We start from the raw sequence: 26,253 nt of genomic DNA, 5'->3' as shown, positions 1-26,253 counted from the left end.
CCCATAGGACCAGTTTCACCTTTAAGTCCTTGAGAACCAGCAGGGCCCATAGGACCAATTTCACCTTTAGGTCCTTGAGGTCCAGTAGGGCCCATAGGACCAGTTTCACCTTTAGGCCCTTGAGGTCCGGCAGTCCCAGCAATAGCATTATTACAATATGGATTTACATATACTTCTTTTCCGAAATCTATATACTGAATAGAGCTTATTTTAACATATATAGGTCCCTTACCAGAACTAGTTTTCCCCATAACAGCACATTGATTTACTTCGCAAATACGAAGTCTTAAAACACAGTCACTATCTTCTAATTTTAATCCAACGACTTTCCCCATAGCCTTGCATAATAAATTATAAATCTGATAGTCTGCGCAATTTATTGGATATACGAATAGAGGACAACTAGGTTTATCTATATTTCCTAAAGAGCTAGCTTTTTTGTTTTTTAAAGATTTTTCTGAAAATTTACATGACTTATTATAATATTTCGATGTATTACAATTTGAAAAATTTCCATCACAAATATTATCTTTACAAATATTATCTTTATGCATATACAACACTCCATGTTAAATATTTTAGTAGAAGTTCTACGTAATATATTTATATGATTAAAATGCTAAAAATGAGACAGTATATACTATATAAAGTTAATAAGTAAATTAGATATATAGTCAGTGTGTTCGTTAAATATATTTATCCCAATTAATATAAGTATGATTCCTCCTAATAACTCAGCATAATTTTTAAAAATACTACCCATTTTGTTACCAGCTAATGTTCCTACAAGACATATTAAAAAAGTAATAGTGGCAATAGAAATAGAAGCAGATAGTATATTAACCTTTAAAAAAGCAAAACTTATACCGATAGCTAAAGCATCTATACTAGTGGCAATAGAGAGCATAGTAAGCTCTTTATTAGAAATATCACTAGTTTCATTTTTTTCTATATTAGAATCTATATCTATTTTATATTCAGAGTTATTCTTTTTATTTTCTATAAATTCATAAATCATTTTTAAACCAAGGCAGCTAAGTAGTATGAGAGCTATCCAATGATCAAAAGATTTTATAGATTGTTCAAAGCTAATTCCCAAGATCCATCCTATAAGTGGCATACCTCCTTGAAATAGCCCAAAAAAAGTTGCTATTTTAAAAGCAGTCTTTTTAGTTAAATTTTTTAATGTCATACCTTTTGTGACTGACACAGCAAATGCATCCATAGAAAGAGCAAAAGATGTTAATAAAATCGATAAAAAACTCATAAAATTTCTCCTTATAATTTTTTTAAAAACAAAAAACGAGACTTATGCATACTAAAAAAGCATGCATGAGTCTCGTTATTTAAGATTAGACCAGACCGAAGTCATTATGTTGACCTAATCACACATTTACGTGCTAACTACTCCCTCAGCAGAGTTAAAGTTTTATCTACACAATATTACATTAAAATGTTAAAATTGTCAAACATTATATAATCTAAAAATAAAAAATTAATTAATATATAATATATTTAATTAGAGTTTACAAAAAATATAATCTATTTATTTTATAAAATAAAGGATATTTGCAAAGAAAGAAAGTATTTATAATAGGATAAATATTACTTACTAGGGGGCAGTAAAATGTATAAGTCTATAAATTATGAACGAGAATATAAAAGTTTATTAGATAAATATGTTAATTTGATAGAAAAAAAAGAATATAGTATATATATAAAGCAACCCTATTTAGAATATGAATACTTATTGAAATTTTCAGAACTAATGAAGGAAGAACTTAAGATTTATATACATGTAAAACAATTAAGGAAAAAAATAGATATAATATTGTCTAAACAAAAAAACAATGAAAATTTAAATGATGATTATGATATCGGATTTTTATTAAAAGATAATTTAGATATAGATAAAATATTTGAGAAAAGTAAAAATTCCGTTAATTTAAAAAAAGCAAGTGATTTAGAAATGTATGAAGCCAGAAGAATATTTAAATTGTTAATAAGAAGACTACATCCTCAAGTAAATAAGAATATTACAAGTGCAAAAAAGAAATTATGGAAAAGAAGCAAAGAGGCGTATTATGCAAATGACTTATCCACTTTAAGAATGATATCTAATATATTTGATCATGAAATTGAATGTGAATTTATTTATTCTATTGAAGAATTAAAGGAAGAAATTTTTATCATATCTAAGGAAATAGAAAGTATAGAAGATGGATTTCCATTTAATATAGAAAAGGATATAGATAATTCAAGTTGGGTGGTAGAATGCAAAAATGTTATAAGGGAAAGAATAAAAAAGTTAAAGGAAGATGAGTTGAATTTAACAAATATATTAAATGATTTAAAGTAAAATTAAATAGCAATGCAATAAATATATTTAAAGACAAATATGTTTATTACATTGCCATTTTTTAATTGTAATTATAAAGTTTATAGTAAGTTAATAGTAAATTAACCATTTTACCATAGCTTTGAGTACCTTCTTTAACTCCGTTAGCTTTTAAGTATGAATTGTTAAATTTGTTAGATAAATTATTTATTTTCCCTTCATATTTTGACCAAAATTCACTATTATTTTTTAAGTCATTTATAACATCCTTAGATATAGTAGAAGTTAGAGACTTATAAGATTCAAAGTCAATTTTTTTTAGTGCAGATGAAGTATATGTTAAAGCTAATATATATCCTGAATAATTAAAATCAATATCAGGATGATTTATACATGCTAAGTATCCAATAAAATTAGCTTCATCTTCATTAGCAAACCCTCTTTGATGAGCCATTTCATGCAAAACAGTTGAAGGTATGTTAATATCAGGAATAGCAATATTTATGTTAGCTTCGCCAGTAAAAGGAAAATATATACCGGTTATTCCACTATAGCACATAATTTTAGAAGAAATTACATACTTAGGTTTAGCAAAATTTCCATTAATTCCAGGAATTTTATCTGAAATATTGTCATACCCAAGTTTACTTCGATTTATTATATTTTTAAAATCAGAGTTAGCTTTCATAATATTATTATTGTCTACTAGAGTAAGATTTCTAGTTTGATTGGTTTTAGTAATTAAATATTTATAAAGACTTTTTAAGTCTTCTTTGTTATATTCTAACGATATTGTTTTTTTATCGTTATATAAAGTGTGAGTTTTTAGTAGTGTATCTTCTAATACAGGCCTATTATAATTTAATCCCCATAAAACTATAAAAAGAAAATAAGCTATAGATAATATAGAAAATACATTAAGTATACACGACTTTAAAAATTTTATTAGTAATTTAGGAGTCTTAAAAATTATAAATAGTGTATAAAATATAAACAATATTATTGATATAATAATACAATAAACAGATAATTCATATAATGAAAATGGAAAAATACCTGTTATTTTACTTAAAATTTGAATTAAAAATTTATTAACTAAATTAGAATAATATTTTTCAATAAAATATGGAAACTTAGAAGCTAAATAGTTAATTAAAATACTTAGTGGAAATAAAAGTAATGAAAAAAAATTAAATTTACTAATAACAAATCACCTCTACCGATATATATATAAATATATTATATCAATAAATTTTTTTTAGGTAATAATTAAAAAATAAAAATACATAAAACTTTATATTAATAATTTAATAAGTTATAATATATTTAAAATTGTAAATAAGGAAGGTAAAATATGAAAGAGATAAATATAAAACTTACTAGAGATGATTTTAACTTTAAGTTCAAGCAATATGAAGGTATGTTTTTTAATGCAATTATAGATGATGAAACAGATATTGTAAAATATAAAATAACTAAAGATACACAAGGATTAGAACTTAAGGAGTTCGGAAATACACACATAAAGGATAATATGCTATATATTCCTCAAATAGAGGCATATTTAGATTTAAAAAGCATAAAATAACTTATATATAATTTATAGAAAATCACCGTGCCACCAATTAGAATTTATTGGTGGCAATTTGAATTTTTATAAAAACATTTTATATAATAATAAAAGTACAAATAAAATTAATGCAATCTTGAAAACCGCACCACTAATTAATTTTATGACTTTTATGGTAATTCCAAGTAATACTATAAGAACTACTATTTTAAAAAGTAAATCAATGTCCATATATTTTCCTCCTATAATTTAAAAATCAGTAAAGTTGAGGTAGAAAAACTACTAATAGTAGTTTTTGACAATAAAAATAAACCTTATACATAACATTATACAGTATGTAAATAATAAAATCTAATAGTTGATTAAATTTATCAATTATTATTACAATATAATTACAAAAGAAAAAATAACATTATACACTAGAACTTATGTTATATAATTATGTATATTACAATTATGGATATTATGATATCTCAAATGATTAGGAGTTTGATATGAAGGGTACAAAGTTTTCTATACGAAAAATAAGAAATATACCAAATGATCCCAAGGTTGTTTATGCAAAAGGATCTTTGTATGAAAAAATGGGTAAAATAGAACAGGCTATAGATGCATATAAACAATCAGCTTTAGATGAATATGTTAAATCACAATATAAATTAGGGGAAATATATGTAGAAAAAGAGTACTATAACGAAGCTGAAAAATGGTTTAATATGGCATATAAAAATGGATATGAAGATGCAGCTTTTGATTTAGGTAATATGTATTATAAATTAGATGGATATGAATATGCTCTTTATTGGTATGAAAAAATAGCGAGCTTAGGTCATTTACAAGCACAAAATAATTTAGGAACAACACATTTTAAACTTAAAGATTATCAAAGAAGCGAAAAGTGGTTAAAAGAGGCAGCAAATTCAAATTTAGGAGTAGCATGTTTTAATTTAGGGGTATTATATACTGTTTTAAATAGGAAAGAAGAAGCTTATGAATATTATAAAAAGGGTTCAGTACTTTTAAATGATGATTGTAAATATAACTTGGCCATTTTAGACAAAAAAAATGATGAAAAGTATACAATGTCTTTATACAAGCAACTATATAAATCAGGACATATAGATGGTTGCTTTAATCTAGGTGTACTAATGGAAATGGAAGATAACTTGGATGAAGCTAAGAAATACTATGAAAAAAGTGCTAAGTTAGGTGATGAAAAATCTCAATATAGAATTGCATACATATATGATAGACAAGAAAGCTTATCTGATGCTATAGAATATTATGAAATGGCTATTGATAAAAATGATATGTTATCTAAGTACAGATTAGGAAATCTCTATAATAAAGAAAATGACATAGAAAAAGCTAAATTATATTATCAAATGTCAGCTAATGATAATATGTTAGAGGCTAAAAATAATTTAGCAGGGTTATATTTTGAAGATGAAAATTATGAAGAAGCTATAAAGTATTATGAGGAAGCTATAATAGATGGATGTAAAGTAGCTCTTGAAAATATTGGTGACTTATATTATAAAAATAATGAGATAGAAAAAGCAATATCTTATTATTTAAAAAATTCAACATATATATCATGTCAAATTAAGTTAGGTAATATATATGAGGAATTAGAGAATCTAGAAGAAGCTATAATTTGGTATGATAAAGCATCTAAAGCTGGGGATGCTCAGTCAAGTTATAAAATTGGATGTATATATGAGAAACTAAGTAACAAAGAAAAATCAAGAGAATATTTTCATTTAGGAGCACAACAAAATCATGTAAACTCTAAAATACATTTAGGAAGAATGTATTTTGAAGAAGAATTATATGAAGATGCAAAAAAAATGTTTGAAGGCCCAGCTAATGAAGATAATATATATTCACAACATATTATGGGTGTATTACATGATATTTACTATAAGGATTCTGACAATGCTAAATATTGGTATGAAAAAGCTAGATCAAAAGGATGTATTGAATCTATTTATAATTTAGGTCAGTTGAATATGAAATTAAATGAAGATTTAGAAGCTGAAAAATATTATAAAGAAGGACTTAAGTTAGGAAATAAAAAATGTGAATATATGCTAGCAAACGTATATTATAAAAGAAGCTTAGATATGTATAGTATGTTAGCGATTGAAGGTTATGATAATTGTAAAGAAATAGTCGAAATTATGCCAGATATTGATATGAATTTTAATGAGTTTTTATTGGCACCATTTAGTCTACAAGAAAAAGTAGATGAAAATGAAGATGAAGAATATGTACCAAAGTATATATTAGAAATAAAAGAAAACTTGGAAGATATGCTACGAGGTATGAAACTAGAAATGGAAATTGATGATGAAAAAGAATCTTAAAAAAATCGTCTCAAAATTAAAAAATTTTGAGACGATTTTTTATGCTGTAAGAAGTAAATATGCAATATAAGCTATATATAGCAATATCAATATACAACTTTCTAATTTATTAACATCTCTTTTTCTATATCCAAATATATAAACTAAAGCTGTTGATATTATCATAATTATAGTATCTATAAAAAGTTTTGAGTTTATAGTCAAAGGAGATATTATAGCTGATATACCAAGTATAAATAAAATATTAAACATATTAGATCCAATTACATTACCTAAAGCTATATCAGATTCACCTTTTGTAGCAGCGATTATAGATGTTACAAATTCAGGAAGTGAAGTACCTATTGAAACAATAGTAAGACCTATTAACTGATCACTAACTCCGAATGTAGAAGCAATAGCTGAGGCACAATCAACTACCATTTTACCACCTATTATTATAGCTATCATACCTCCTAGTGATATTATAGCTGGTTTTGTTAAAGAAGGTTGCTTTAATAGTCCTTCACTTAAAGTATCGCTAGAACAATCCATATGAGATACATCAGCAGATATAGAAGATTCTTCTAGTGAAGATTTATTTCTTGAATTTAAAGCTGAATTAAGTAAAGAATACATAAATATAGCAAAGAACATAAGTAAAACTATACCATCAGCACGAGTTAGCATATTAACAGCATTTTCTTGGAAGAATATATCTCCTGTTAAAACAAAAATCAATAATGACGTTAGTAATAAAAACGGTAATTCTTTTGATAAAATAGATTTATCCACTGATAAAGTTTTTATAAATCCTGACATACCTACAACCATTAATAAGTTAAATATGTTAGAACCTATTACATTCCCCATTGCCATACCATTTTGACCTTTTAAAGAAGCAGTAAAACTAACTGCAGCTTCAGGAGCACTAGTACCAAAAGCTACAATAGTAAGGCCTATTATAAGTGGCGGAATCTTTAATACCTTTGCAATTGTAGATGCTCCATCTACGAAATAATCAGCACCTTTTACTAGTAATATGAAGCCAATTATAAGTAAAATATAATTCATGTAATACCTCCTAGAAATTAAAAAATTAAAAAAACCTTCAAAACAAATAAAAATCTATCTGTTTTGAAGGTCTTGCTTTCAAGTTTGTAAACCTGCTAATCAACCGAGTGAAAACACTGGAATGACGATTGATTATCCACTAAAAGTGTAAGCTACTCCCCTTCAGGGCGAATAATGTATTTATATATTATATTATATATATAAATGTAAATATTTACAACTAAAATTTTGTAATTTTATAAATATATTACAAAAAACATAATTTTTAATAAAATATTGTTATAATAGCTTATTTCTAGACATGAAAAATGTGATTATTAAACACATCAGAGTAGTTATTAATAGAACTAACCAAAATCCATTTACATCATTAGCAAATGGTATTCCTTGAACATTCATACCAAAGAAACCTGATACTATAGTGGGAATGGAGAATATTAGTGTAACAGAAGTTAAAAATTGCATAACATTATTTTGATTATTACTTATAATAGCACTAAAAGCATCCATTATTCGACTTAGTATATCTCCATAAATTGTAGCCATTTCGACTGCCTGTCTATTTTCGACTATAACATCTTCTAATAAATCTTCATCATCTGAATATTTTTTTATGCTAGTAGTTCTAACCATCTTATTAAGAACTAATTCATTTGCTTTTAAAGATGTAGAGAAATATACTAAAGATTTTTCTAATTCTAGGAGTTGAATAAGTTCTTTATTCTTCATAGATTTATGAATTTCTCTTTCTATAATAGTAGTCATTTTATTTATTCTTCTTAGATAATGTAAATAATAGCTTGCATTTTTATGAAGAATTTGAAGTATAAAACGAGTTTTTTTATAAGTATAGAAATCTTTAATATGACCTACAATAAAATCATTTAAAATTTTACTTTGAGCAGTACAGACTGTTATAATAGCATTGTCTACTATAATAATACCCAAGGGGATAGTAGAATAATGAGAAGATTTTGCATCACTTTCATCCACAGGTATATCTATAAGTATAAGTGTGTGATTATCTTCAACATCTATTCTTGAACGTTCTTCTTCATCCAAAGCAGATTTTATGTTTTCTACATCTATATCTAACAAATTAGAAATTTCATTAATTTCACTTTGATTAGGTTCAACAAGATTTATCCAACATCCACTTTCAAAAGAATTAAGTTTTTCTAATTTAGAGTCGATGCTCTTGTAATATCTTATCATGGCAACACATCCTTTATTCAGTTTTATATAAATGTCATCACTTAATATTATCTATTAAATAACTAATTTATATAAATGAATAAACGAATTAGTTTAGTTTATTAGATAATAATAGTGATGAAATATGAGATTTTGTCCGCAACGGACTATGGTCCATCTCCCATCACTCTCCTTATTTTTCAAATTTGTAGTATTTTCAAAAAATTTATAAATACTATATTATATATTTTACCACAAAATTAGCTTACATTTTAATTTTTTTTATGGCAAAACTGACTTTTAATTCAGTACTTTAACATCAGTTGTTTTTTAAATCTTAGGATATTAAAAAAATAAATTGTTTAGATGTATAAATCAAGTATAAGTATTATATATAAATACTATTAAAAAAGTAATATAATATGCAACAAAGAATAATTTTTATAATAGGGGTGAATTAAAAAAATTCAAAGTTTTAGGGAGGTTAACATGATATATAGAAAATTAGGGAAAACTAATGAATTAGTGTCTTTATTAGGTTTTGGATGTATGAGATTTCCACAAATAGGTAGTAAAATAGATGAAGAAAAATCTTATGAAATGATAAGAGATGCTATTGATAACGGAGTGAATTATATAGATACTGCTTACCCATATCATGATGGAGAAAGTGAACCTTTCGTAGGTAGAGTTCTAAAAGGCGGTTATAGAGAAAAAGTAAATTTAGCAACTAAGCTACCAACATGGCTTATAAATAGTAGGGAAGATATGGATAAATATTTTCAGGAACAATTAAAAAGATTACAAACTGATTATATAGATTTTTACTTAATTCATAATTTAAATAAAGATAATTATAAATACATTAAAGATAAGGGTTTATTTGAATTTTTAGATAAGATAAAAGAAGAAAAATTGGCTAGATTTGTTGGCTTTTCATTTCATGATACAGTAGAGTTATATAAGGAAATAATAGATGACTATAATTGGGATTTTACTCAAATACAGTATAATTATATAGATGAAGAGTATCAAGCTGGAACAGAGGGACTTATGTATGCAGCAGATAAAAATTTAGGAATAATTATAATGGAACCTCTTCGTGGAGGTGGATTAGTAAATAATATTTCAGATAATATAAAAGAAATTATAGACAATTCACCTGTAAAAAAAACTCCTGCTCAATGGGGATTTAAATTTTTGTTTGATAAAAATGAGATAGGGGTTGTTCTTAGTGGGATGTCTAGTATAGAACAAGTAAAGGAAAATTTAAAAATAGTAGATATAGAAGGAAAGCCAAATACTATGACAACTGATGAAAAAGAAACTATCAATAAATTAAGGGATGAGTTTAAGTCTAAGATAAAAGTTAATTGCACAGGATGTAAGTATTGTGTACCATGTCCAATGGGCGTAGATATACCTTCATGCTTTGAACTATTGAATAATTTTTCCATGTTCAATAATCTTGAACAACTAAAATTAAATTATTATAGTGTGTTGCAAGAAGAAAAATGTGATGCATCTAAATGTCAACAATGTGGAAAGTGTGAAGAGCAATGTCCACAACATATAAAAATTAGAAATAAGCTAAAGGAAGTAGAGGATATTTTTAAATAGTAAATAATTTAATGTAAAAATTATATCAAAATTTAAAATTAAATATATAAATATGCTGAAAAACTTCTAAATATTACAAAACTTTAACTGGAAAATAAACCCTAAAAAGAATTATAATATATATATGATTGGATGAATTAAAAATTATAACCTGAAATATATAAATATTCGATTTAAATTCATAAATATTTCATATAAGTTGGATATAATAAAGTAAAAGGAGGGATAATAAAAATGGCAATTGTGCTTATTACAGCTGCATTAGTTGTAGTTATGTATGGACTTTCTTTATTGTCATACATATCTGAAAGTCATATATTAGATGATGTATCATATGAAAATTAATAAAGAAATTAGTAATTAGAACTTATATAAATCTTAAAATAAAAACTCACTATTAATTAAAATAGCGAGTTTTTTTATTTTATTAATAATTTAATTATTTAGATTGTCTTGATTTATTATATCTTAATCTGTCAGTTTCATTTAAGAATCTTTTTCTAAGTCTTATAGCATCTGGAGTTATTTCAACTAACTCATCATCATCTATAAATTCTAAAGCTTCTTCAAGTGTAAATATTCTTGCAGATTGTAATTTAACAGCATCATCAGTACCAGAAGCACGAACGTTAGTTAACTTTTTGTTTTTACATGGGTTAACAACCATATCGTCTTTTCTAGAGTTCATACCTATTATCATACCTTCGTAAACTTCAACACCTGGATCTACGAACATACTAGCTCTATCACTTAAAGCACTAAGAGCATAAGCCATAGTTGAACCTGGGCCTTGAGCTACTAAAACTCCATTACTTCTTCCTGGTATTGCACCTTTATGTTCTTCATATCTTTCGAATGAACGAACTAAAGTACCTTCACCACGAGTATCATTTATAAATTCACTTCTGTAACCTAAAAGTCCACGAGTAGGAGCGATAAATTCTATTTTAACGTAATCTCCTTCTATAGACATAGATTCCATCATACTTTTTCTAAGGTTTAGCTTATTTATAACAGCCCCTGAGTAAACTTCTGGACAGTTAACTATAACTCTTTCCATAGGTTCCATTAATTTTCCATTTTCTTTGTGCATTAAAACTTCTGGTTTAGATACACCTATTTCATATCCTTCACGTCTCATGTTTTCAAGAAGTATAGATAAGTGAAGTTCTCCACGTCCTGAAACTCTGTATCCGTCAGTAGTATCCATAGGCTCAACTTTAAGTCCTACGTTTACTTCAAGTTCTTTGTCTAATCTGTCTTTTATATGTCTTGTTGTAACAAATTTACCACTCTTACCACAGAATGGAGAATCATTTACTAAGAAGTTCATAGAAAGAGTAGGTTCTTCTATGTGTATCATTTCCATTGGATTAGGATTTTCCATATCACATAAAGTTTCACCTATAGATATATTAGGCATACCAGCGATAACTACTATTTCACCACTACCAGCTTCCTCTACTTCTACTTGCTTTAATCCTTCATAAATTGAAAGTTTAGATATTTTTCCTTTTGAAACGAATTCTTCACCTCTGTATATAGATACTTGAGAACCATTTTTAACAGTTCCTTTGTAAACTCTACCTATACCAAGTCTACCTACATAATCATCGTATGCAAGTGCAGATACTTGAAGTTGAAGAGGCTCTTCATCGTATGCAGGATAAGCTTCAACATGATTTATTATAGTTTCAAATAATGGAGAAAGATCATTACTATCGTCATCCATTTCACGCTTAGCTATACCTTGCTTAGCTATACCATATATTATAGGGAATTCACATTGCTCATCAGTAGCATTTAAGTCTACGAATAAGTCAAATACTTCATCGACTACTTCTTCAGCTCTTTGATCGTTTTTGTCTATTTTATTTATGAATAATATTGGTCTTAGTCCAAGTTCTAAAGATTTTTGTAAAACGAATCTAGTTTGAGGCATTGGTCCTTCACTTGCATCAACAAGTAATACAACTGTATCAACAGTTTTTATAACACGTTCAACTTCAGAAGAGAAGTCACTATGTCCAGGAGTATCTACTATATTTATTTTGTAATCTCCGTAATTTATTGCACAGTTCTTAGAATATATAGTTATACCTCTTTCTTTTTCAAGGTCGTTACTATCCATTACACAGTCTTTTACTACTTCGTTTGATCTGAATACACCACTTTGAGAAAGGAATGCATCTACTAGTGTAGACTTCCCAGCATCAACGTGGGCAATTACTGCTATATTTATGATTTTATGTTTTAATGACATTTTTATTGCTCCCTTCGAATAAAATAACTTATTAAGTATATCATAGTCTAAACATGTATACAAGATTATATTGAAATTGGTTAGAATAAAAAACAAAAAATTGCATATATAAGACTAAATATATATTAAATTATATAATAATAGAAAGCAATTATTATAAATATAGTATTAATGAAAGAAGATAAAAATAGTACAAAAAAACAAAAAATAATTATGCAAAGTAAGGTAAATTGAATAAAAATTGAAAAATATAAAATGAAGTTTATTATTTATTATCATAGAAATGCTTCATAAATTCCTAAAATTATTATTACTAAACCAGATATTAATTCAGCGTATTTACCACATAATTTTGATAAATAACTATTACCTATAGAAATTCCTAATAAAATACTCAATATAGTAACTATAAATGTGCAAAAAGTATTTAAGTAAATATTAATTCCAGCTATACTAGCTGCAATACCAATACCAAAATTATTAATTGTAAGGGCAAGAGCTAATGTTATAGATTCTTTAAAATCTATATCTCCAGAATTATCTTTATCTGCAGTAATAGGGTTAGTTAATATTTGAGAATAAGTTGAATTGTTTTCTATTAAATAGGTTTGTTTATTTTTGTGAGATTCTTTAAAAAAATTTATAAAAATACAAACACCTATACATATTAGCATTAAGCTACCAATTAAATTTGCTATATATATAGAAATGAATTTAGTAAGGACAAGCCCTAAGCTCATAGAAATAAATGTTCCAAGCGTTGTTATAAGTGAAATCAATAATACAGTTGCAGTACTTAATTTTATTTTTTTTAAGCCATAAGATATAGCAACAGTAAAAGTATCTAGATTAGCAGATATAGAAAGTAAAATTGCTGATATTAAATTCATAAGATTTCCCCCTAATGATATTTTCTTAAAGTGTCATAATGTTATAGTATAAATAAATTAAGAAAATGTGATTTATAGAGGGATTAAGGTTACTTTTTATACAAATAAATATTCTTTATGAAGAAGCCAAGTATTATTTTCCCATTTGTATATGCAGACATTATCAAAAGTACATTCAAAATCGCAAGGTATACTGTTTACATAAGTCCACAAATCATTAAATATATTTTGTATCTTTTTAGAACTTAAAGTAACATGAAAAATTTTATTTTTGCCATCTTTTTCAGTGAAATTTATATAGTTGATACTAGATAAAACATCAATTAATTTATCATGAAGAATTTGTCCTTTTTTACTCATTATAACTTTCATAAAAATGACCCTATTATCGAAAGAATCATATCCTTTTATATAGTAATTTTCTGATTTATTAGAACTAGTAAATAAAGATAAGGTATTTTCTAGTTCTTGTATAGTGTCACTTTCAAAGGGAGCTTTTATAGTGAAGTGAGCAGGAAGTTTTGAAGATTTTGTTTTAAATTTTTCGAAAATTTCTTTTCTTAAGTTGTTATTAAAGTTGCCTGCATTACCCCTAAGCACACTAACGATTACATATCTCAAATATATTACCTCCAATAAAATTTATTTTTACAAGTAATATTATACAAGTGAAGCATAATATATGATATTATATATACTATTAATATGAACAAAATAAAAAATTTTATAATTTTTTATAAGTAAAATTTTTCTATTATTATATAGAATTTTACTTACTTATAAATGAAATGGAGAGAAAAAAATGAGTTTTTTTAAAAGATTAAAAAATGTGGTAAGTGCAAAAGCAAATAAGGCTTTAGAAAAACATGAAGATCCAATAGAATTATTAGATTTATCTATAACTAAAAAGGAACAATTATTTCAAGAGGCTAAAAAACAATGTGCAAATTTCATGGCATCTGTAGACAGCATAAGAAAAGAAAAAAAAGATTTACAAGATAAGATAAACAAATATGAAGAAGCAACAAAATCTGCAATACAAAAAGAAGATACTGAAAAAGCACAATCATTTGTAAAACAAAAACTAGATTTACAAGAAAAATTAGTTCAAACAGACAATAGAATAAAAGAGCAAGATGAAAAAATACAACTTATAAAAAATAAAATACAAGACTTAGAAATTGAAATATCAAAAATGAAATCTAAAAAGCAAGAACTAGCAACTAGACTAGATGTAGCTGAAATAAGTAATGAAATAAATGAAACATTAGCAGGTCTTAATGATGATAATGGAATAAATTTAGATGAATTAGAAAAGAAAGTTTCACAAAAAGAAAGCTATGGGAAAGCATTAGAAGATTTAAAACCAAAAGATGAAGATGCTATGTTAGATGAATATATAAAAAGTTCACCAGCAGTTGATTCAAAAGTAAATGATGAATTAGAAAGAATAAAACAAGAAATGAACAAATAATAGTAAAGGGTAGATGGTTAAAAGCTATCTACCTTTTTGAAATGTGTAAGTATTAAGGGGGTATTTTCTTGAAAAGTGAAAAAATAGAAAAAGAAAAAAATAAATATAATAAAATTTATACAGATTTAGTGTTTGCTTGTGATGATTTAAAACAAATATTAGATGAAGAAGAATTAAATAAAAGAAGTTTTATAAAAAAAGTTGATGTATTAAAAGAATACATGAATTTTTTAGATAATATAGAAAAAGAAGAAAATAATAATAAAGGATTATTTCAGAAATTATTTAATTCACAAAAAAATCCTGAAGAAAAGATAGATGCTTATTTAGATAGGAAAAAACTTGTAGATTTAGATAAGTTGGATAAGTGTAGTAAATGTGAATGTAGAAACTGTGTAAAAGTTTGTAATATGAATCATTGTTTTAATTGTAGAGAAAAAGAATATGTGTCTGGATGTAATAAAGAAAATGCTTTACTTACAAATTCAGATGATACAGTATCACTTTATCAAGGAGACAAAGAATTCGTATTTAATGTAAAAGGATATTTAATTGAAAAAGATAATGAAGGAAGATACTCAAGATATGTTTATTTAGTTGATAAAGATGATTATGACAATCAACATATACTTAGATATTCTAAACTTAAAGGTGAAGAATACTATGATTCAGTAATAGAAGGAGATAATCAAGATGAATTAATTAGGGTTAATGATAAATTTATAGAAATGGGGTTAAGGGTATAATATGAAAAATAATAAAAAGAAAATTTTATGTTTTTTAACTACATTTTTGCTTTTATTTACTTATATTTCATTTTTAGTACCTAGCAGTGATGTATATGCCCAAAATAACAATCAATATATTGTTGCAAAATCATATTCAAGCTCTAAACCTAGTTCGGGAAGTTTTAAATCTGGTGGAAGTAGTAGTAAGAGTTATTCGACTAAACCTAAAACTTCTATAATAAAGCCTGATTCAGGTGGATTTTCAACAAAACCAAATGCTACAACAACAAAACCAAATACAAATAGTAGTATAAAACCCGATTCTGGATCTTTTACTAAAAAACCGAATAATAGCAGTAGTGAAAATAATTCAAATAACAATAATGATACTAGTAAAAAGAATAGTGGAAGTGGTTATGGTGGGGGAAATTATAGACCTATTTTTGGGAATAGAGGATTTTATGGATTTTCAAACCCATTTTATGGAATGATGCACGGGTTTAGAATGAGTTCATGGATAACTAAATTAGTAACCATAATAATGGTAATAGTAATAGCATATATTGTAATTGATTTTATAAGAAGTAGAAGAAAATAGAAATTATTAAATTGTCTTTTTAAATTATTTAGAAAGACAATTTTTTTTTATAAAATATTTTTCATATTTAGTTAGGAATTGATGAATACTAGTAATAATCTTATATTTTAAGTTTGTATCTAAAAAAAACAAAAATAATCGTTGACATTTTGTTTTGGATATAATATATTTTGATTATCGAAATAATTAAACGTCGAAATATTTTAATTAGAAAAATAAGAAACATACAATACATTTTAATTATTTTGATAAGGAAGCTGATAAGGATGTATTTAATATAAAATTTTCTACTTTTATAGTTTGATAATCGAAATATAAGTACATCGATAAAGGAGAATGCTTATGGAAGAAATAATCATAGAAGGATTAGGCTCATATGTACCTTCTAGGATAGTTACTAATTTTGAAATTAGTAAAATAGTTGACACTAATAATGAATGGATTTCTGATAGAACAGGAATAATACAAAGGCATATATCACAAGGAGAAGATACTTCTTATATGGCAAGTAAAGCTTGTGAAAATGCAATGAAAATGGCAAATATATCACCACTAGATATAGATTTAATAATTGTAGCGACATGTACACCTGATATGTTCACACCATCAACGGCGTGCATTGTACAAAAAAATATTGGTGCTAAAAATGCACTAGCTTTTGATATTAGTGCAGCTTGCACAGGTTTTATTTATGGACTAGACATAGCTTCTGCTATTATGAAAAGTAATAAATATACACATGCTCTTGTAATAGGAGCAGAAAATTTATCTAAGGCAATTGATTGGAATGATAGAAGTACATGTGTTTTATTTGCCGATGGGGCAGGAGCTGCTGTACTGTCTAAAAGTAATGATAAAGGAATAATAAAAAGTTTATGCAAATCACAAGGCGAAAATCATGAATTTATAACTATTGGAGCAAAAGACGTAGAAAATCCATTTTTAGAAGAATCAGTTTCAAGAAATAAAAAACTACAGATGAATGGAAGAGAAGTTTTTAAATTTGCTACATCAAAAATTGTGGAATGTATAAAACAAATTTTAGAAGATGAGAATATGACAATTGATGATATTGATTACATAGTTCCTCATCAAGCAAATGTAAGAATAATAGAATATGCAGCTAAAAAATTAAATATTTCTACTGAAAAATTCTATACAAATATACAAAATTATGGAAATACGTCAGCTGCATCTATACCAATAGCTTTAAATGAGATGAATGAAAAAAGCTTAATAAAGAAAGGTAATAAAATTATTTTAGTTGGATTTGGTGGAGGATTAACTTATGGTGCTTCACTTATAAATTGGAATATATAGTATAAAAGTTAAAATTTAAATTAAAAATAAAAATAAAAATTTTGGAGGTAACAAAAATGATATTTAACAAAGTAAAAGAAATTATGGTGAGCAATTTATCTATAAATGAGGAAGACATAGCTTTAGAAAGTACTTTTGAATCATTAGAAATAGATTCATTAGATTTATTTCAATTAGTAATGGAAATAGAAGAGGAATTTGAAATAACAGTTGAAAATCCTGAAAATATAAAAACAGTAAAAGATGTAGTAAATTATATACAAGAAAATCAAAAGTAATATAAGAAAAATTAAGAAATAGTAAGAGGTATTTACAGGAGGAATTATGAAAAATTCTAGAATTACAGAATTGCTTAACATACAGTTTCCTATTATACAAGGTGGAATGGCATGGATTAGTGACGCATCTTTAGCTGTAGCTGTGAGTGAAGCTGGAGGATTAGGAATTATAACAGGTGTAGGACCTACAGATGTTGTAAGAGAAGAAATAAGAAAAGCTAAACAATCAACTAATAAACCTTTTGGAGTTAACATAATGTTAATGGAACAAAATGCAGGTGAAATAGCTAAATTAGTTTGCGAAGAAAAGGTTCAGGTTGTTACAACGGGAGCAGGAAGTCCAGCACAGTATATGGATATGTGGAAAGAGCATAATATAAAAGTTATTCCTGTTGTACCTTCTGTTGCTATTGCTAAACGTATGGAAAAATATAAAGCAGATGCAGTTATTGTAGAAGGAATGGAAGCAGGAGGACATATTGGTCAATTGACCACTATGTCCTTAGTTCCACAAGTTGTAGATGTGTTAGATATTCCAGTAATAGCAGCAGGTGGAATAGGAGACGGAAGAGGATTAGCAGCATCTATTATGCTTGGAGCAGAAGGTGTTCAAATGGGAACAAGATTTTTGGTAGCAAAAGAATGTACTGTTCATAAAAATTATAAAGAAAAAGTTTTAAAAGCTAGGGATATAGATAGTGAAATAACAGGAGCAAGTACATCTCATCCAATTAGATCGATAAGAAATAAACTTACTAGAGAGTATTTAAAACTTGAAAAATCAAATTTAAATAATATACATGATGAAAGTTTAAAAAAATTAGGCAAAGGTGCTTTAAAAAGAGCTGTAAGAGACGGAGATATTGAAAATGGATCTGTTATGGCAGGTCAAATAGCAGGCTTAGTAAAAAAAGAACAAAGTTGTAAAGAGATAATAGATGAAATAATAAACGAAAGCATTAAGTGTTTTAGGAGGGTAAATGAATAAAAAAATTGGATTCCTTTTTCCTGGGCAAGGTTCTCAATATATAAATATGGGAAAAAGTTTATATGAAAATATAGATGAATGTAGAAAAATATTTGATAAAGGTGAAAAATTATTAGATATGCCTATAAAGAAGATAATATTTGAAGGACCAGAAGAAACATTAATGGATACAAAGAATAATCAACCGGCTATATTATTAGTTTCTTTAGCTTGTTTAAAAGCATTAGAATTAGAAGGCATAGAAAGTGATTATGTTGCAGGACTGTCTTTAGGTGAGTATAGTGCACTTATTTATAGTGGAGTTATTTCATTTGATGATGGAGTTAAATTAATAAAAACAAGAGCTTCTATTATGGATAGCTATTTAGATAAAGATACAGGTGGTATGGCAGCTGTTTTAAAGTTAGATAAACAAAAGATAAATGAATTATTAGAAAGAGCTTCTGAATTTGGAGTAATCGAAGCTGCTAATTATAATTGCCCAGGACAAACAGTAATATCTGGGGAGTTACCAGCTATAAAAGAAGCAGTTAAGATAACAAAAGAATTAAAAGGAATATGTATACCTCTTAAAGTAAGTGGGCCATTCCATAGTTCTTTATACAAAGAAGCAAGTTATAAATATTATGAAGAGTTGAAAAATATAGATATTAAATCTTCAAAAAAAGTAGTGTATTCAAATGTAAAAGGGAAACCTTATTTGGAAGATGACGATATAAAGGAATTACTAAGAAAACAAATAATGTCATCTGTATTATTTGAAGACAGTATAAGAGATATGATTTCTAAAGGAGTTAATGTATTTGTAGAAATTGGGCCTGGAAAAACTTTAAGTAATTTTGTTAAAAAAATTGACAAAGAAGTTACTGTTTACAATGTGGAGGATATTGATTCTCTTAAGGAAACAGTTAAGCTCATAAAAACATCTATTTAGTAGGAGGAGAAATATGTTAAGTAATAAATGTGCAATAATCACAGGTGCTACTAGAGGGATTGGAAAGTCAATTGCTTTAAAATATGCCTCACTAGGTGCTGATATAGTGATTAATTATAGAGGAAACAAAGAAGAAGCTTTAAAACTACAAGAAGAAATAAATCATTATGGCGTTAAGTCATTATTAATAAAGGCAGATGTGAGTAAATTTGAAGAAGCTGAAAATTTAATAAATAAAACAAAAGAAGTTTTTGGAAAAATAGATATATTAGTTAATAATGCAGGAATAACAAGAGATTCTTTAATTGTAAGAATGAGTGAAGAAGATTTTGATAAAGTAATAGAAACAAATTTAAAAGGAGTATTTAATTGCCTAAAGGCTGTTACTCCAATTATGATAAAGCAAAGATGTGGCAAAATAATTAATATGTCATCAGTAGTAGGAGTAGTAGGTAATCCAGGGCAAGTTAATTACTGTGCTTCAAAGGCAGGCGTAATTGGTATGACTAAATCTTTAGCAAAAGAACTTGGAAGTAGAAATATAAATGTAAATGCAATCGCACCTGGATTTATAGATACGGATATGACAAAAGTGTTGAGTGAATCAGCTAAGAAAGTTTTACTTTCTCAAATACCATTAAAAAGACTTGGAAATGTAGATGATATTGCTAATCTTGCTGCATTTTTAGCAAGTAATAATTCAGATTATATAACAGGGCAAGTAATTAATATTGATGGCGGAATGGCGATGTAGAGGAGGTTTTTATGAGTAATAGAGTTGTAATAACGGGAATGGGAGCAGTAACTCCTGTTGGAAATGATGTAGAGAGTTTTTGGAAAGGAATAAAATCTGGTACATTAGGTATAGATTTTATTAAATCTATAGATACTTCAGAATTAGATGTTAAAATTGCTGGGGAAGTCAAAGACTTTGATCCACAAGATTGTTTAGATAAAAAAGAAACAAGAAGATTAGATAAATTTACTCAATATGCAATAGTAGCTAGCGAAGAAGCTATTAGAAATTCTGGATTAAATTTAGATCAAATTGAAAATGATAGATTTGGTGTAATGGTTGGTTCGGGTATAGGAGGTTTTCATACCCATGAAAGTGAATTTAAAAATTTACACAATAAAGGTGCTAAAAGAGTATCACCTATGTATATACCAATGACAATAATAAATGCAGCAGCAGCAAATATAGCTATAAGATACAAAGCAAAAGCAATTTGTACATCAGCAGTTACAGCTTGTGCAACTGGTACAAATAATATTGGAGATGCATTTAGATATATAAAAGATGGATATGCAGATGTAATGATATGTGGAGGAACAGAAGCGTCTATTACTCCTATAGCAATTGCAGGTTTTTCTAATATGAGAGCATTAAATAGTGATAATAATCCTAAAAAAGCATCTATACCTTTTGATAAAGAAAGAACAGGATTTGTTATGGGAGAAGGTGCTGGAATTTTTATAATAGAAAGTTTAGAGCATGCTCAAAAAAGAGGCGCTAAAATATTTGGAGAGATTGTTGGTTATGGATCTACTTGCGATGCTTACCATATTACATCACCAGATCCAAATGGAGAAGGTGCAGCAAAAGCAATGTCTTATGCTATTAAGGAAGCTAAGATAAATGAAAATGAAATTTCATATATAAATGCTCATGGAACATCGACTACTTATAATGATTTATTTGAAACTATAGCAATAAAAAAAGTATTTAAAGAAAATGCATATAATATTCCAGTTTCATCTACTAAATCTATGACTGGTCACTTATTAGGAGCAGCAGGAGCTATTGAAGCTATTGTATGTATTAAAGCTCTTTGTGAAGGATTTATACCACCAACAATAGGTTATGAAAATAAAGATGAATTATTAGATTTAGATTATGTACCAAATGTTGGGAGAAATTGTGACTTGAAATATGCAATTAGTAATTCATTAGGATTTGGTGGACACAACGCTTCATTACTTTTTAAGAGATGGGAATAATTTAGGAGGCAGTTATGAAATTTAGTGAAATCAAAGAGTTAATAGATTTAGTTGATACTTCTAATTTATCGTATTTTGAAGTGAAAACTCAAAATGATTATATTAAGATGGATAAATCATTGGATAGAAATAATAAAAGTATAGATAATATTTATAATGAAAAAGAATTGTGTATTTCAAATGATAATATAAATAAAGAAATCAAAAATGATAATGAAGTTATAAAAAATATTTCAAATAAAGATGATAGTAAGGATGATGGAGAAAACTTTGATTATATAGAATCACCAATGGTTGGAACTTTCTATGAGGCTTCATCTCCTGATGCAAAACCATTTGCAATAAAGGGCCAAAAGGTTTCAAAAGGAGAAGTTTTATGTATAGTAGAAGCTATGAAACTTATGAATGAAATCGTTGCAGAATTTGATTGTGAAATAGTTGATGTTTTAGTTGAAAATTCAGATATGGTTGAATATGCACAGCCAATATTTAAAATAAGGAGATAAATTATGTTAGAAGTTGAGAACATAAAAAAGATTTTACCTCATAGATATCCTTTTTTAATGATTGATAGGATAGAAGAAGTTATAGAAGGAAAAAGTGCAAAAGGATATAAAAATGTAACTATTAATGAAAATTTCTTTAATGGACATTTTCCTGAGTATCCAGTGATGCCAGGGGTGTTAATATTAGAAGCATTAGCTCAAATGGGAGCTATAGCTATATTATCTATGGAAGAATACAAAGGTAAAATAGGATTTTTAGTAGGAGCAGATAAAGTTAGGTGGAAAAAGCAAGTTACACCAGGTGATAAATTAGAATTATATGTTGAAATAGTAAAAATGAGAGGAAATATAGGTGTTGGACGAGGAAGTGCAACAGTAGATGGAAAATTAGTTTGCGAAGGTGAAATAATGTTCGCTATTGGATAGGTGATATTATGTTAAAAAAAATACTTATAGCAAATCGAGGAGAAATAGCAGTAAGAATAATTAGGGCTTGCAAAGAACTAGGAATAGAGACAGTAGCAGTTTATTCACAGGCAGATAAAGATGCTCTACATACACAGCTAGCAGATGAAGCTGTATGTATAGGAGGCCCATCTAGCAAAGACAGCTACCTAAATATTGCTAATATATTGAGTGCATGTATACTAACAGGTTGTGAAGGTATTCATCCTGGATTTGGTTTCTTATCTGAAAATCCTAAATTTGCAAAGATGTGTCAAGAATGTAATATTAAATTTATTGGGCCTGATTATCAGACCATTGAACTTATGGGAGATAAGGCGATGGCTAGAAAGGTAATGAAAAATTCAAATATACCTATTGTAGAAGGATTTGAAGATGAAATTAAATCTCAAGGTCAGGCTTTAGATATTGCACTTGAAATTGGATTTCCTGTAATGATAAAAGCTGCAGCTGGTGGTGGAGGTAAAGGTATTAGAATTGTTAGAAATGCTAAAGAATTTGAGCATAATTATAATACTGCGAAATCAGAAGCAAAAGCATGTTTTAATGATGACAGAGTTTATATTGAAAAATATATTGAAAATCCAAGACACATAGAATTTCAAATAATAGCAGATCAATTTGGAAATGTTATTCATTTAGGAGAAAGAGAATGTTCTTTACAAAGAAATAATCAAAAAGTACTGGAGGAAGCACCATCTTCTTTTCTAGATGAAAAATTAAGAGATGAAATGGGAAAAATTGCAGTTAAAGCAGCTAAATCTGTAAAATATAATAATGTAGGAACTATAGAATTCCTAGTAGACAGTTCTAAAAATTATTATTTTATGGAAATGAATACAAGAATTCAAGTAGAACACCCAGTTACTGAAATGGTAACAAATGTAGATATAGTTAAAGAACAATTAAAGATAGCATCTAATTTAAAATTAGAACTTACTCAAGAAGATATTGTTATAAATGGTCATGCTATAGAATGTAGAATAAATGCGGAAAACCCAAGAAAAAACTTTACGCCATGTCCAGGAAAAATAACAGAATTAAATATGCCGGCTGGATTAGGAGTTAGGGTAGATAGTGCAATTTATTGTGGTTATAGTATACCTCCTTATTATGATTCTATGATTGGTAAATTAATAACTCATGGAAAGAATAGAGAGGATGCAATAGTAAAAATGAAAAGGTCTTTAGGTGAGTTTGCAGTTGGTGGAATAGACACTAATATAGAATTTCAATATTGGATATTAGAACAAAAAGATTTCATTAAAGGAAACTATACAACATCATTTTTAAATGAAAAGATGGTGAATGAAGATGCTTAAGAGTCTATTTAAGAAAAAACAATACGTAACTGTCAAAAAGATACCTTTAGATAAAGATGATAATTATAGTGTGAAGCCAAACATACCTGAAGGAAAATGGATTAATTGCAACAAGTGCAAAAATATAATTTATATAGAAGATTTAAAACAGAATAATAATGTATGTATAAATTGTGGATATCATTTTAGAATAGGAGCAAAAGAGAGAATATCACAGATATTTGATAAAAATACTTTTGTAACTTTGTTTGATGATATAGTACCTCAAAATCCATTACAATTTGAGGGGTATGAAGAAAAGCTAGCTTTAAGTGAAAAAAAATCAGGCTTAAAAGAAGCTGTAATTACAGGTTATGGAAAAATACATGGAAAAATGGTTGCATCAGCTATAATGGATAGTTATTTTATGATGGGTAGCATGGGAAGTGCAACTGGAGAAAAAATAACTAGAATTATTGAGTATGCAACAGAAAATGAATTACCACTTATAATATTTAGTGCATCTGGAGGAGCTAGAATGCAAGAAGGTATATTTTCCCTTATGCAAATGGCTAAAACATCAGCAGCACTAGCAAAACATAGTGATAAAGGACTTCTATATATAAGTATAATTACTAATCCAACTACAGGAGGAGTAACTGCTAGTTTTGCTACATTAGGAGATATAATAATTAGTGAGCCAAATTCTATAATAGGATTTGCAGGAAGAAGAGTAATTGAGGGAACGATAAATCAAAAGCTTCCTGAAAATTTTCAAACAGCTGAATTTAGTAAGGAAAAAGGTTTTATAGACATTATAGTAGAAAGAAAAGATTTAAAAACATATTTGTCTAAAATATTAATCTTACATGGGGTGGTTGAAAATGTATAGCGAAATAAAAGAAAAAGCATCAGCTTGGGATAAGGTTAATATAGCAAGAGATAAAAATAGACCAAATTCTAAATTTTATATAGATAATATTTTTGAAGATTTTTTAGAGTTGCATGGAGATAGAACTTTTAAAGATGATCAAGCTATCATAGGTGGAATAGGAAGATTAGAGGAAATTAATTTAACTATTATAGGAATTAATAAAGGTAGCAATACAAATGAAAATATAAAAAGAAATTTTGGAATGCCTCATCCTGAAGGGTACACAAAAGCACTTAGGTTAATGAAACAAGCAGAAAAATTTAAGAGACCTATAATATGTTTCGTAGATACACCAGGTGCATTTTGTGGTTTAGAAGCGGAAGAAAGAGGCCAAGGGCAGGCGATTTCGAAAAATTTATTTGAAATGAGTAAATTAAAGACTCCTATAATAACTATATTCATAGGAGAAGGAGGAAGTGGAGGTGCCCTAGCTCTAGCTGTAAGTGACAAAATTTATATGCTAGAAAATTCGATTTATTCCGTTTTATCACCAGAAGGTTTTTCTTCTATTTTATGGAAGGATAGTACTAGAGTAAAAGAGGCAGCTGAGGTTATGAAAATAACAGCAGTAGATTTAAAAAATTTTGGAATAATCGATAATATAATACAGGAACCACAAGGAGGAGCTCATAAAGAACCTTACTTGATGGCAAAAAAAATAAAAGATGTAATAAAAGATGAAATATATAAGCTAATAGAGTTTGATGAAAATCAACTTATAAATAACAGATATGATAAATTTAGAAATATGGGCAATTTTGGTTATTAGATACTTTGAATGTAAAAATATTTTACAGTCGAAAATAATTGTATCAATTGAATTTATTTATAAACTTTATTATAATTAAATTAAAGTAATAAATTATAAGTTATGGAGAGCGTAAAAACTATGAGAAGTACAGAAATTTTATTAAACAAACTATTGGTACAATTATTTAATGATATTTTACACATTGAAGAAAAGTCTTTAAAAAACACAAAGTTCATAGATTTATCAATAACAGAAATACACACTATAGAAGCTATAGGATTAGATAAATCTAGGACAATGGGAGAAATAGCACACGATTTAAGAATAGCAGTAGGAACTCTAACTACTGCAATAAATAAACTTATAAAAAAAGGATATGTTGAAAGAAAGAGAATAGAGGAAGATAGAAGAGTCGTTTTAGTAAACTTAACAGAAAGAGGAAAAGAAGCTTATAATATTCATTATCTTTTCCATGAAGAAATGATTAAAGCTATGATTTCTAATTTTACTACTAATGAAGAAGATACATTAGCTTTAGCCCTTGAAAAAGTGAATATATTCTTTGAAGATAAATATAAAAGCTTCCAATAGGAGGCTTTTTTATTTATAATTAAATTTTAAACAAATGAAAAATAAGGAATCTAAAAAATATAACTTTTTAGATTCCTTATTTTTATT

At 27.0% G+C, this 26,253-nt stretch carries 27 protein-coding genes and 1 pseudogene; 19 read left to right on the top strand and 9 right to left on the bottom strand.

Going from position 1 to position 26,253, the window contains the following annotated elements; genetic code table 11:
- A pseudogene (locus CHF27_RS14580) lies at positions 1-554 on the bottom strand (hypothetical protein); the annotation flags it as partial.
- A gap of 86 nt (positions 555-640) precedes the next feature.
- Entirely contained in the window at positions 641-1,267 is a 627-nt protein-coding gene (locus CHF27_RS07955; protein WP_095406481.1) for a manganese efflux pump MntP, read from the bottom strand.
- Positions 1,268-1,627: 360 nt separating this feature from the next.
- Here CHF27_RS07955 and CHF27_RS07950 point away from each other — a divergent pair, with 360 nt between their 5' ends.
- A complete protein-coding gene (locus CHF27_RS07950) occupies positions 1,628-2,359 on the top strand; it encodes a hypothetical protein (RefSeq protein WP_095406480.1) in 732 nt (243 codons plus the stop codon).
- 61 nt (positions 2,360-2,420) lie between these two features.
- Here the strand turns inward: CHF27_RS07950 and CHF27_RS07945 are convergent, their stop codons facing one another.
- Complete coding sequence (locus CHF27_RS07945) at positions 2,421-3,458, bottom strand: DUF3810 domain-containing protein (protein WP_274541561.1); 1,038 nt, start codon at positions 3,456-3,458, stop codon at positions 2,421-2,423.
- 243 nt (positions 3,459-3,701) lie between these two features.
- Here CHF27_RS07945 and CHF27_RS07940 point away from each other — a divergent pair, with 243 nt between their 5' ends.
- Positions 3,702-3,926 (top strand): hypothetical protein, encoded by a 225-nt coding sequence (locus tag CHF27_RS07940; protein WP_199533639.1) that lies wholly within the window; start codon positions 3,702-3,704, stop codon positions 3,924-3,926.
- Between the two features lie 66 nt (positions 3,927-3,992).
- Here CHF27_RS07940 and CHF27_RS14375 read toward each other — a convergent pair whose 3' ends face one another.
- Complete coding sequence (locus CHF27_RS14375; RefSeq protein ID WP_199533637.1) at positions 3,993-4,139, bottom strand: hypothetical protein; 147 nt, start codon at positions 4,137-4,139, stop codon at positions 3,993-3,995.
- A gap of 263 nt (positions 4,140-4,402) precedes the next feature.
- Between CHF27_RS14375 and CHF27_RS07935 the strand changes: the two genes are divergently transcribed.
- Positions 4,403-6,277 carry an SEL1-like repeat protein gene (locus CHF27_RS07935; RefSeq protein WP_095406477.1) on the top strand — a complete coding sequence of 625 codons (1,875 nt, stop codon included), beginning with the start codon at positions 4,403-4,405 and terminating at the stop codon, positions 6,275-6,277.
- Positions 6,278-6,316: 39 nt separating this feature from the next.
- Here CHF27_RS07935 and CHF27_RS07930 read toward each other — a convergent pair whose 3' ends face one another.
- Both CHF27_RS07930 and CHF27_RS07925 read right to left on the bottom strand, forming a co-directional pair.
- The gene (locus CHF27_RS07930; protein ID WP_095406476.1) at positions 6,317-7,330 is read right to left on the bottom strand and encodes a calcium/sodium antiporter; all 1,014 of its coding nucleotides are present in this window, start codon (positions 7,328-7,330) and stop codon (positions 6,317-6,319) included.
- A gap of 279 nt (positions 7,331-7,609) precedes the next feature.
- A complete protein-coding gene (locus tag CHF27_RS07925; protein ID WP_095406475.1) occupies positions 7,610-8,545 on the bottom strand; it encodes a magnesium transporter CorA family protein in 936 nt (311 codons plus the stop codon).
- 468 nt (positions 8,546-9,013) lie between these two features.
- Here CHF27_RS07925 and CHF27_RS07920 point away from each other — a divergent pair, with 468 nt between their 5' ends.
- Positions 9,014-10,144, top strand: a complete 1,131-nt coding sequence (locus CHF27_RS07920) for an aldo/keto reductase (protein WP_095406474.1) — start codon at positions 9,014-9,016, stop codon at positions 10,142-10,144.
- Between the two features lie 439 nt (positions 10,145-10,583).
- Here the strand turns inward: CHF27_RS07920 and typA are convergent, their stop codons facing one another.
- The 3 genes from typA to CHF27_RS07905 form a co-directional block, all read right to left on the bottom strand.
- On the bottom strand, positions 10,584-12,407 hold the full coding sequence (gene typA / locus CHF27_RS07915) for a translational GTPase TypA (RefSeq protein WP_095406473.1): 1,824 nt from the start codon (positions 12,405-12,407) through the stop codon (positions 10,584-10,586).
- A 275-nt stretch (positions 12,408-12,682) separates the two neighbouring features.
- Complete coding sequence (gene ytaF / locus CHF27_RS07910; protein WP_095406472.1) at positions 12,683-13,297, bottom strand: sporulation membrane protein YtaF; 615 nt, start codon at positions 13,295-13,297, stop codon at positions 12,683-12,685.
- Between the two features lie 96 nt (positions 13,298-13,393).
- Positions 13,394-13,918, bottom strand: a complete 525-nt coding sequence (locus tag CHF27_RS07905) for a 2'-5' RNA ligase family protein (protein ID WP_095406471.1) — start codon at positions 13,916-13,918, stop codon at positions 13,394-13,396.
- A 181-nt stretch (positions 13,919-14,099) separates the two neighbouring features.
- Here CHF27_RS07905 and CHF27_RS07900 point away from each other — a divergent pair, with 181 nt between their 5' ends.
- The 15 genes from CHF27_RS07900 (at position 14,100) to CHF27_RS07830 (ending at position 26,166) form a co-directional block, all read left to right on the top strand.
- Positions 14,100-14,771, top strand: a complete 672-nt coding sequence (locus CHF27_RS07900) for a PspA/IM30 family protein (RefSeq protein ID WP_095406470.1) — start codon at positions 14,100-14,102, stop codon at positions 14,769-14,771.
- 68 nt (positions 14,772-14,839) lie between these two features.
- Positions 14,840-15,517, top strand: coding sequence for a hypothetical protein (locus tag CHF27_RS07895; protein ID WP_095406469.1), 678 nt, complete (start codon positions 14,840-14,842; stop codon positions 15,515-15,517).
- A gap of 1 nt (position 15,518) precedes the next feature.
- Entirely contained in the window at positions 15,519-16,097 is a 579-nt protein-coding gene (locus CHF27_RS07890) for a hypothetical protein (protein ID WP_095406468.1), read from the top strand.
- A 342-nt stretch (positions 16,098-16,439) separates the two neighbouring features.
- Positions 16,440-17,417, top strand: a complete 978-nt coding sequence (locus CHF27_RS07885) for a beta-ketoacyl-ACP synthase III (protein ID WP_095406467.1) — start codon at positions 16,440-16,442, stop codon at positions 17,415-17,417.
- A 56-nt stretch (positions 17,418-17,473) separates the two neighbouring features.
- Positions 17,474-17,695, top strand: coding sequence for an acyl carrier protein (locus CHF27_RS07880; RefSeq protein WP_095406466.1), 222 nt, complete (start codon positions 17,474-17,476; stop codon positions 17,693-17,695).
- Between the two features lie 46 nt (positions 17,696-17,741).
- The gene (gene fabK / locus CHF27_RS07875) at positions 17,742-18,683 is read left to right on the top strand and encodes an enoyl-[acyl-carrier-protein] reductase FabK (RefSeq protein WP_095406465.1); all 942 of its coding nucleotides are present in this window, start codon (positions 17,742-17,744) and stop codon (positions 18,681-18,683) included.
- A complete protein-coding gene (fabD, locus tag CHF27_RS07870) occupies positions 18,676-19,617 on the top strand; it encodes an ACP S-malonyltransferase (protein WP_095406464.1) in 942 nt (313 codons plus the stop codon). The genes fabK and fabD overlap by 8 nt, the downstream gene beginning before the upstream one ends.
- A 13-nt stretch (positions 19,618-19,630) precedes the next feature.
- Complete coding sequence (fabG, locus tag CHF27_RS07865) at positions 19,631-20,371, top strand: 3-oxoacyl-[acyl-carrier-protein] reductase (protein ID WP_095406463.1); 741 nt, start codon at positions 19,631-19,633, stop codon at positions 20,369-20,371.
- An 11-nt stretch (positions 20,372-20,382) separates the two neighbouring features.
- On the top strand, positions 20,383-21,618 hold the full coding sequence (fabF, locus tag CHF27_RS07860; RefSeq protein ID WP_095406462.1) for a beta-ketoacyl-ACP synthase II: 1,236 nt from the start codon (positions 20,383-20,385) through the stop codon (positions 21,616-21,618).
- 14 nt (positions 21,619-21,632) lie between these two features.
- Entirely contained in the window at positions 21,633-22,124 is a 492-nt protein-coding gene (accB, locus tag CHF27_RS07855) for an acetyl-CoA carboxylase biotin carboxyl carrier protein (RefSeq protein WP_095406461.1), read from the top strand.
- Between the two features lie 3 nt (positions 22,125-22,127).
- The gene (gene fabZ / locus CHF27_RS07850; protein ID WP_095406460.1) at positions 22,128-22,550 is read left to right on the top strand and encodes a 3-hydroxyacyl-ACP dehydratase FabZ; all 423 of its coding nucleotides are present in this window, start codon (positions 22,128-22,130) and stop codon (positions 22,548-22,550) included.
- Between the two features lie 8 nt (positions 22,551-22,558).
- Positions 22,559-23,911, top strand: a complete 1,353-nt coding sequence (locus tag CHF27_RS07845) for an acetyl-CoA carboxylase biotin carboxylase subunit (RefSeq protein ID WP_095406459.1) — start codon at positions 22,559-22,561, stop codon at positions 23,909-23,911.
- On the top strand, positions 23,904-24,782 hold the full coding sequence (accD, locus tag CHF27_RS07840) for an acetyl-CoA carboxylase, carboxyltransferase subunit beta (protein WP_095406458.1): 879 nt from the start codon (positions 23,904-23,906) through the stop codon (positions 24,780-24,782). The genes CHF27_RS07845 and accD overlap by 8 nt, the downstream gene beginning before the upstream one ends.
- Positions 24,775-25,593: an acetyl-CoA carboxylase carboxyltransferase subunit alpha gene (locus CHF27_RS07835; RefSeq protein ID WP_095406457.1), complete on the top strand. Its 819-nt coding sequence runs from the start codon at positions 24,775-24,777 to the stop codon at positions 25,591-25,593. Before accD ends, CHF27_RS07835 begins: the two co-directional genes overlap by 8 nt.
- A 120-nt stretch (positions 25,594-25,713) precedes the next feature.
- Positions 25,714-26,166, top strand: a complete 453-nt coding sequence (locus tag CHF27_RS07830) for a MarR family winged helix-turn-helix transcriptional regulator (protein WP_095406456.1) — start codon at positions 25,714-25,716, stop codon at positions 26,164-26,166.
- Positions 26,167-26,253: the final 87 nt, after the last annotated feature.

Origin of the sequence: Romboutsia maritimum (assembly GCF_002251085.2) — a bacterium.
Classification (GTDB): Bacteria; Bacillota; Clostridia; order Peptostreptococcales; family Peptostreptococcaceae; genus Romboutsia_B; species Romboutsia_B maritimum.
This window is presented reverse-complemented; position numbering and strand designations above follow the sequence as displayed.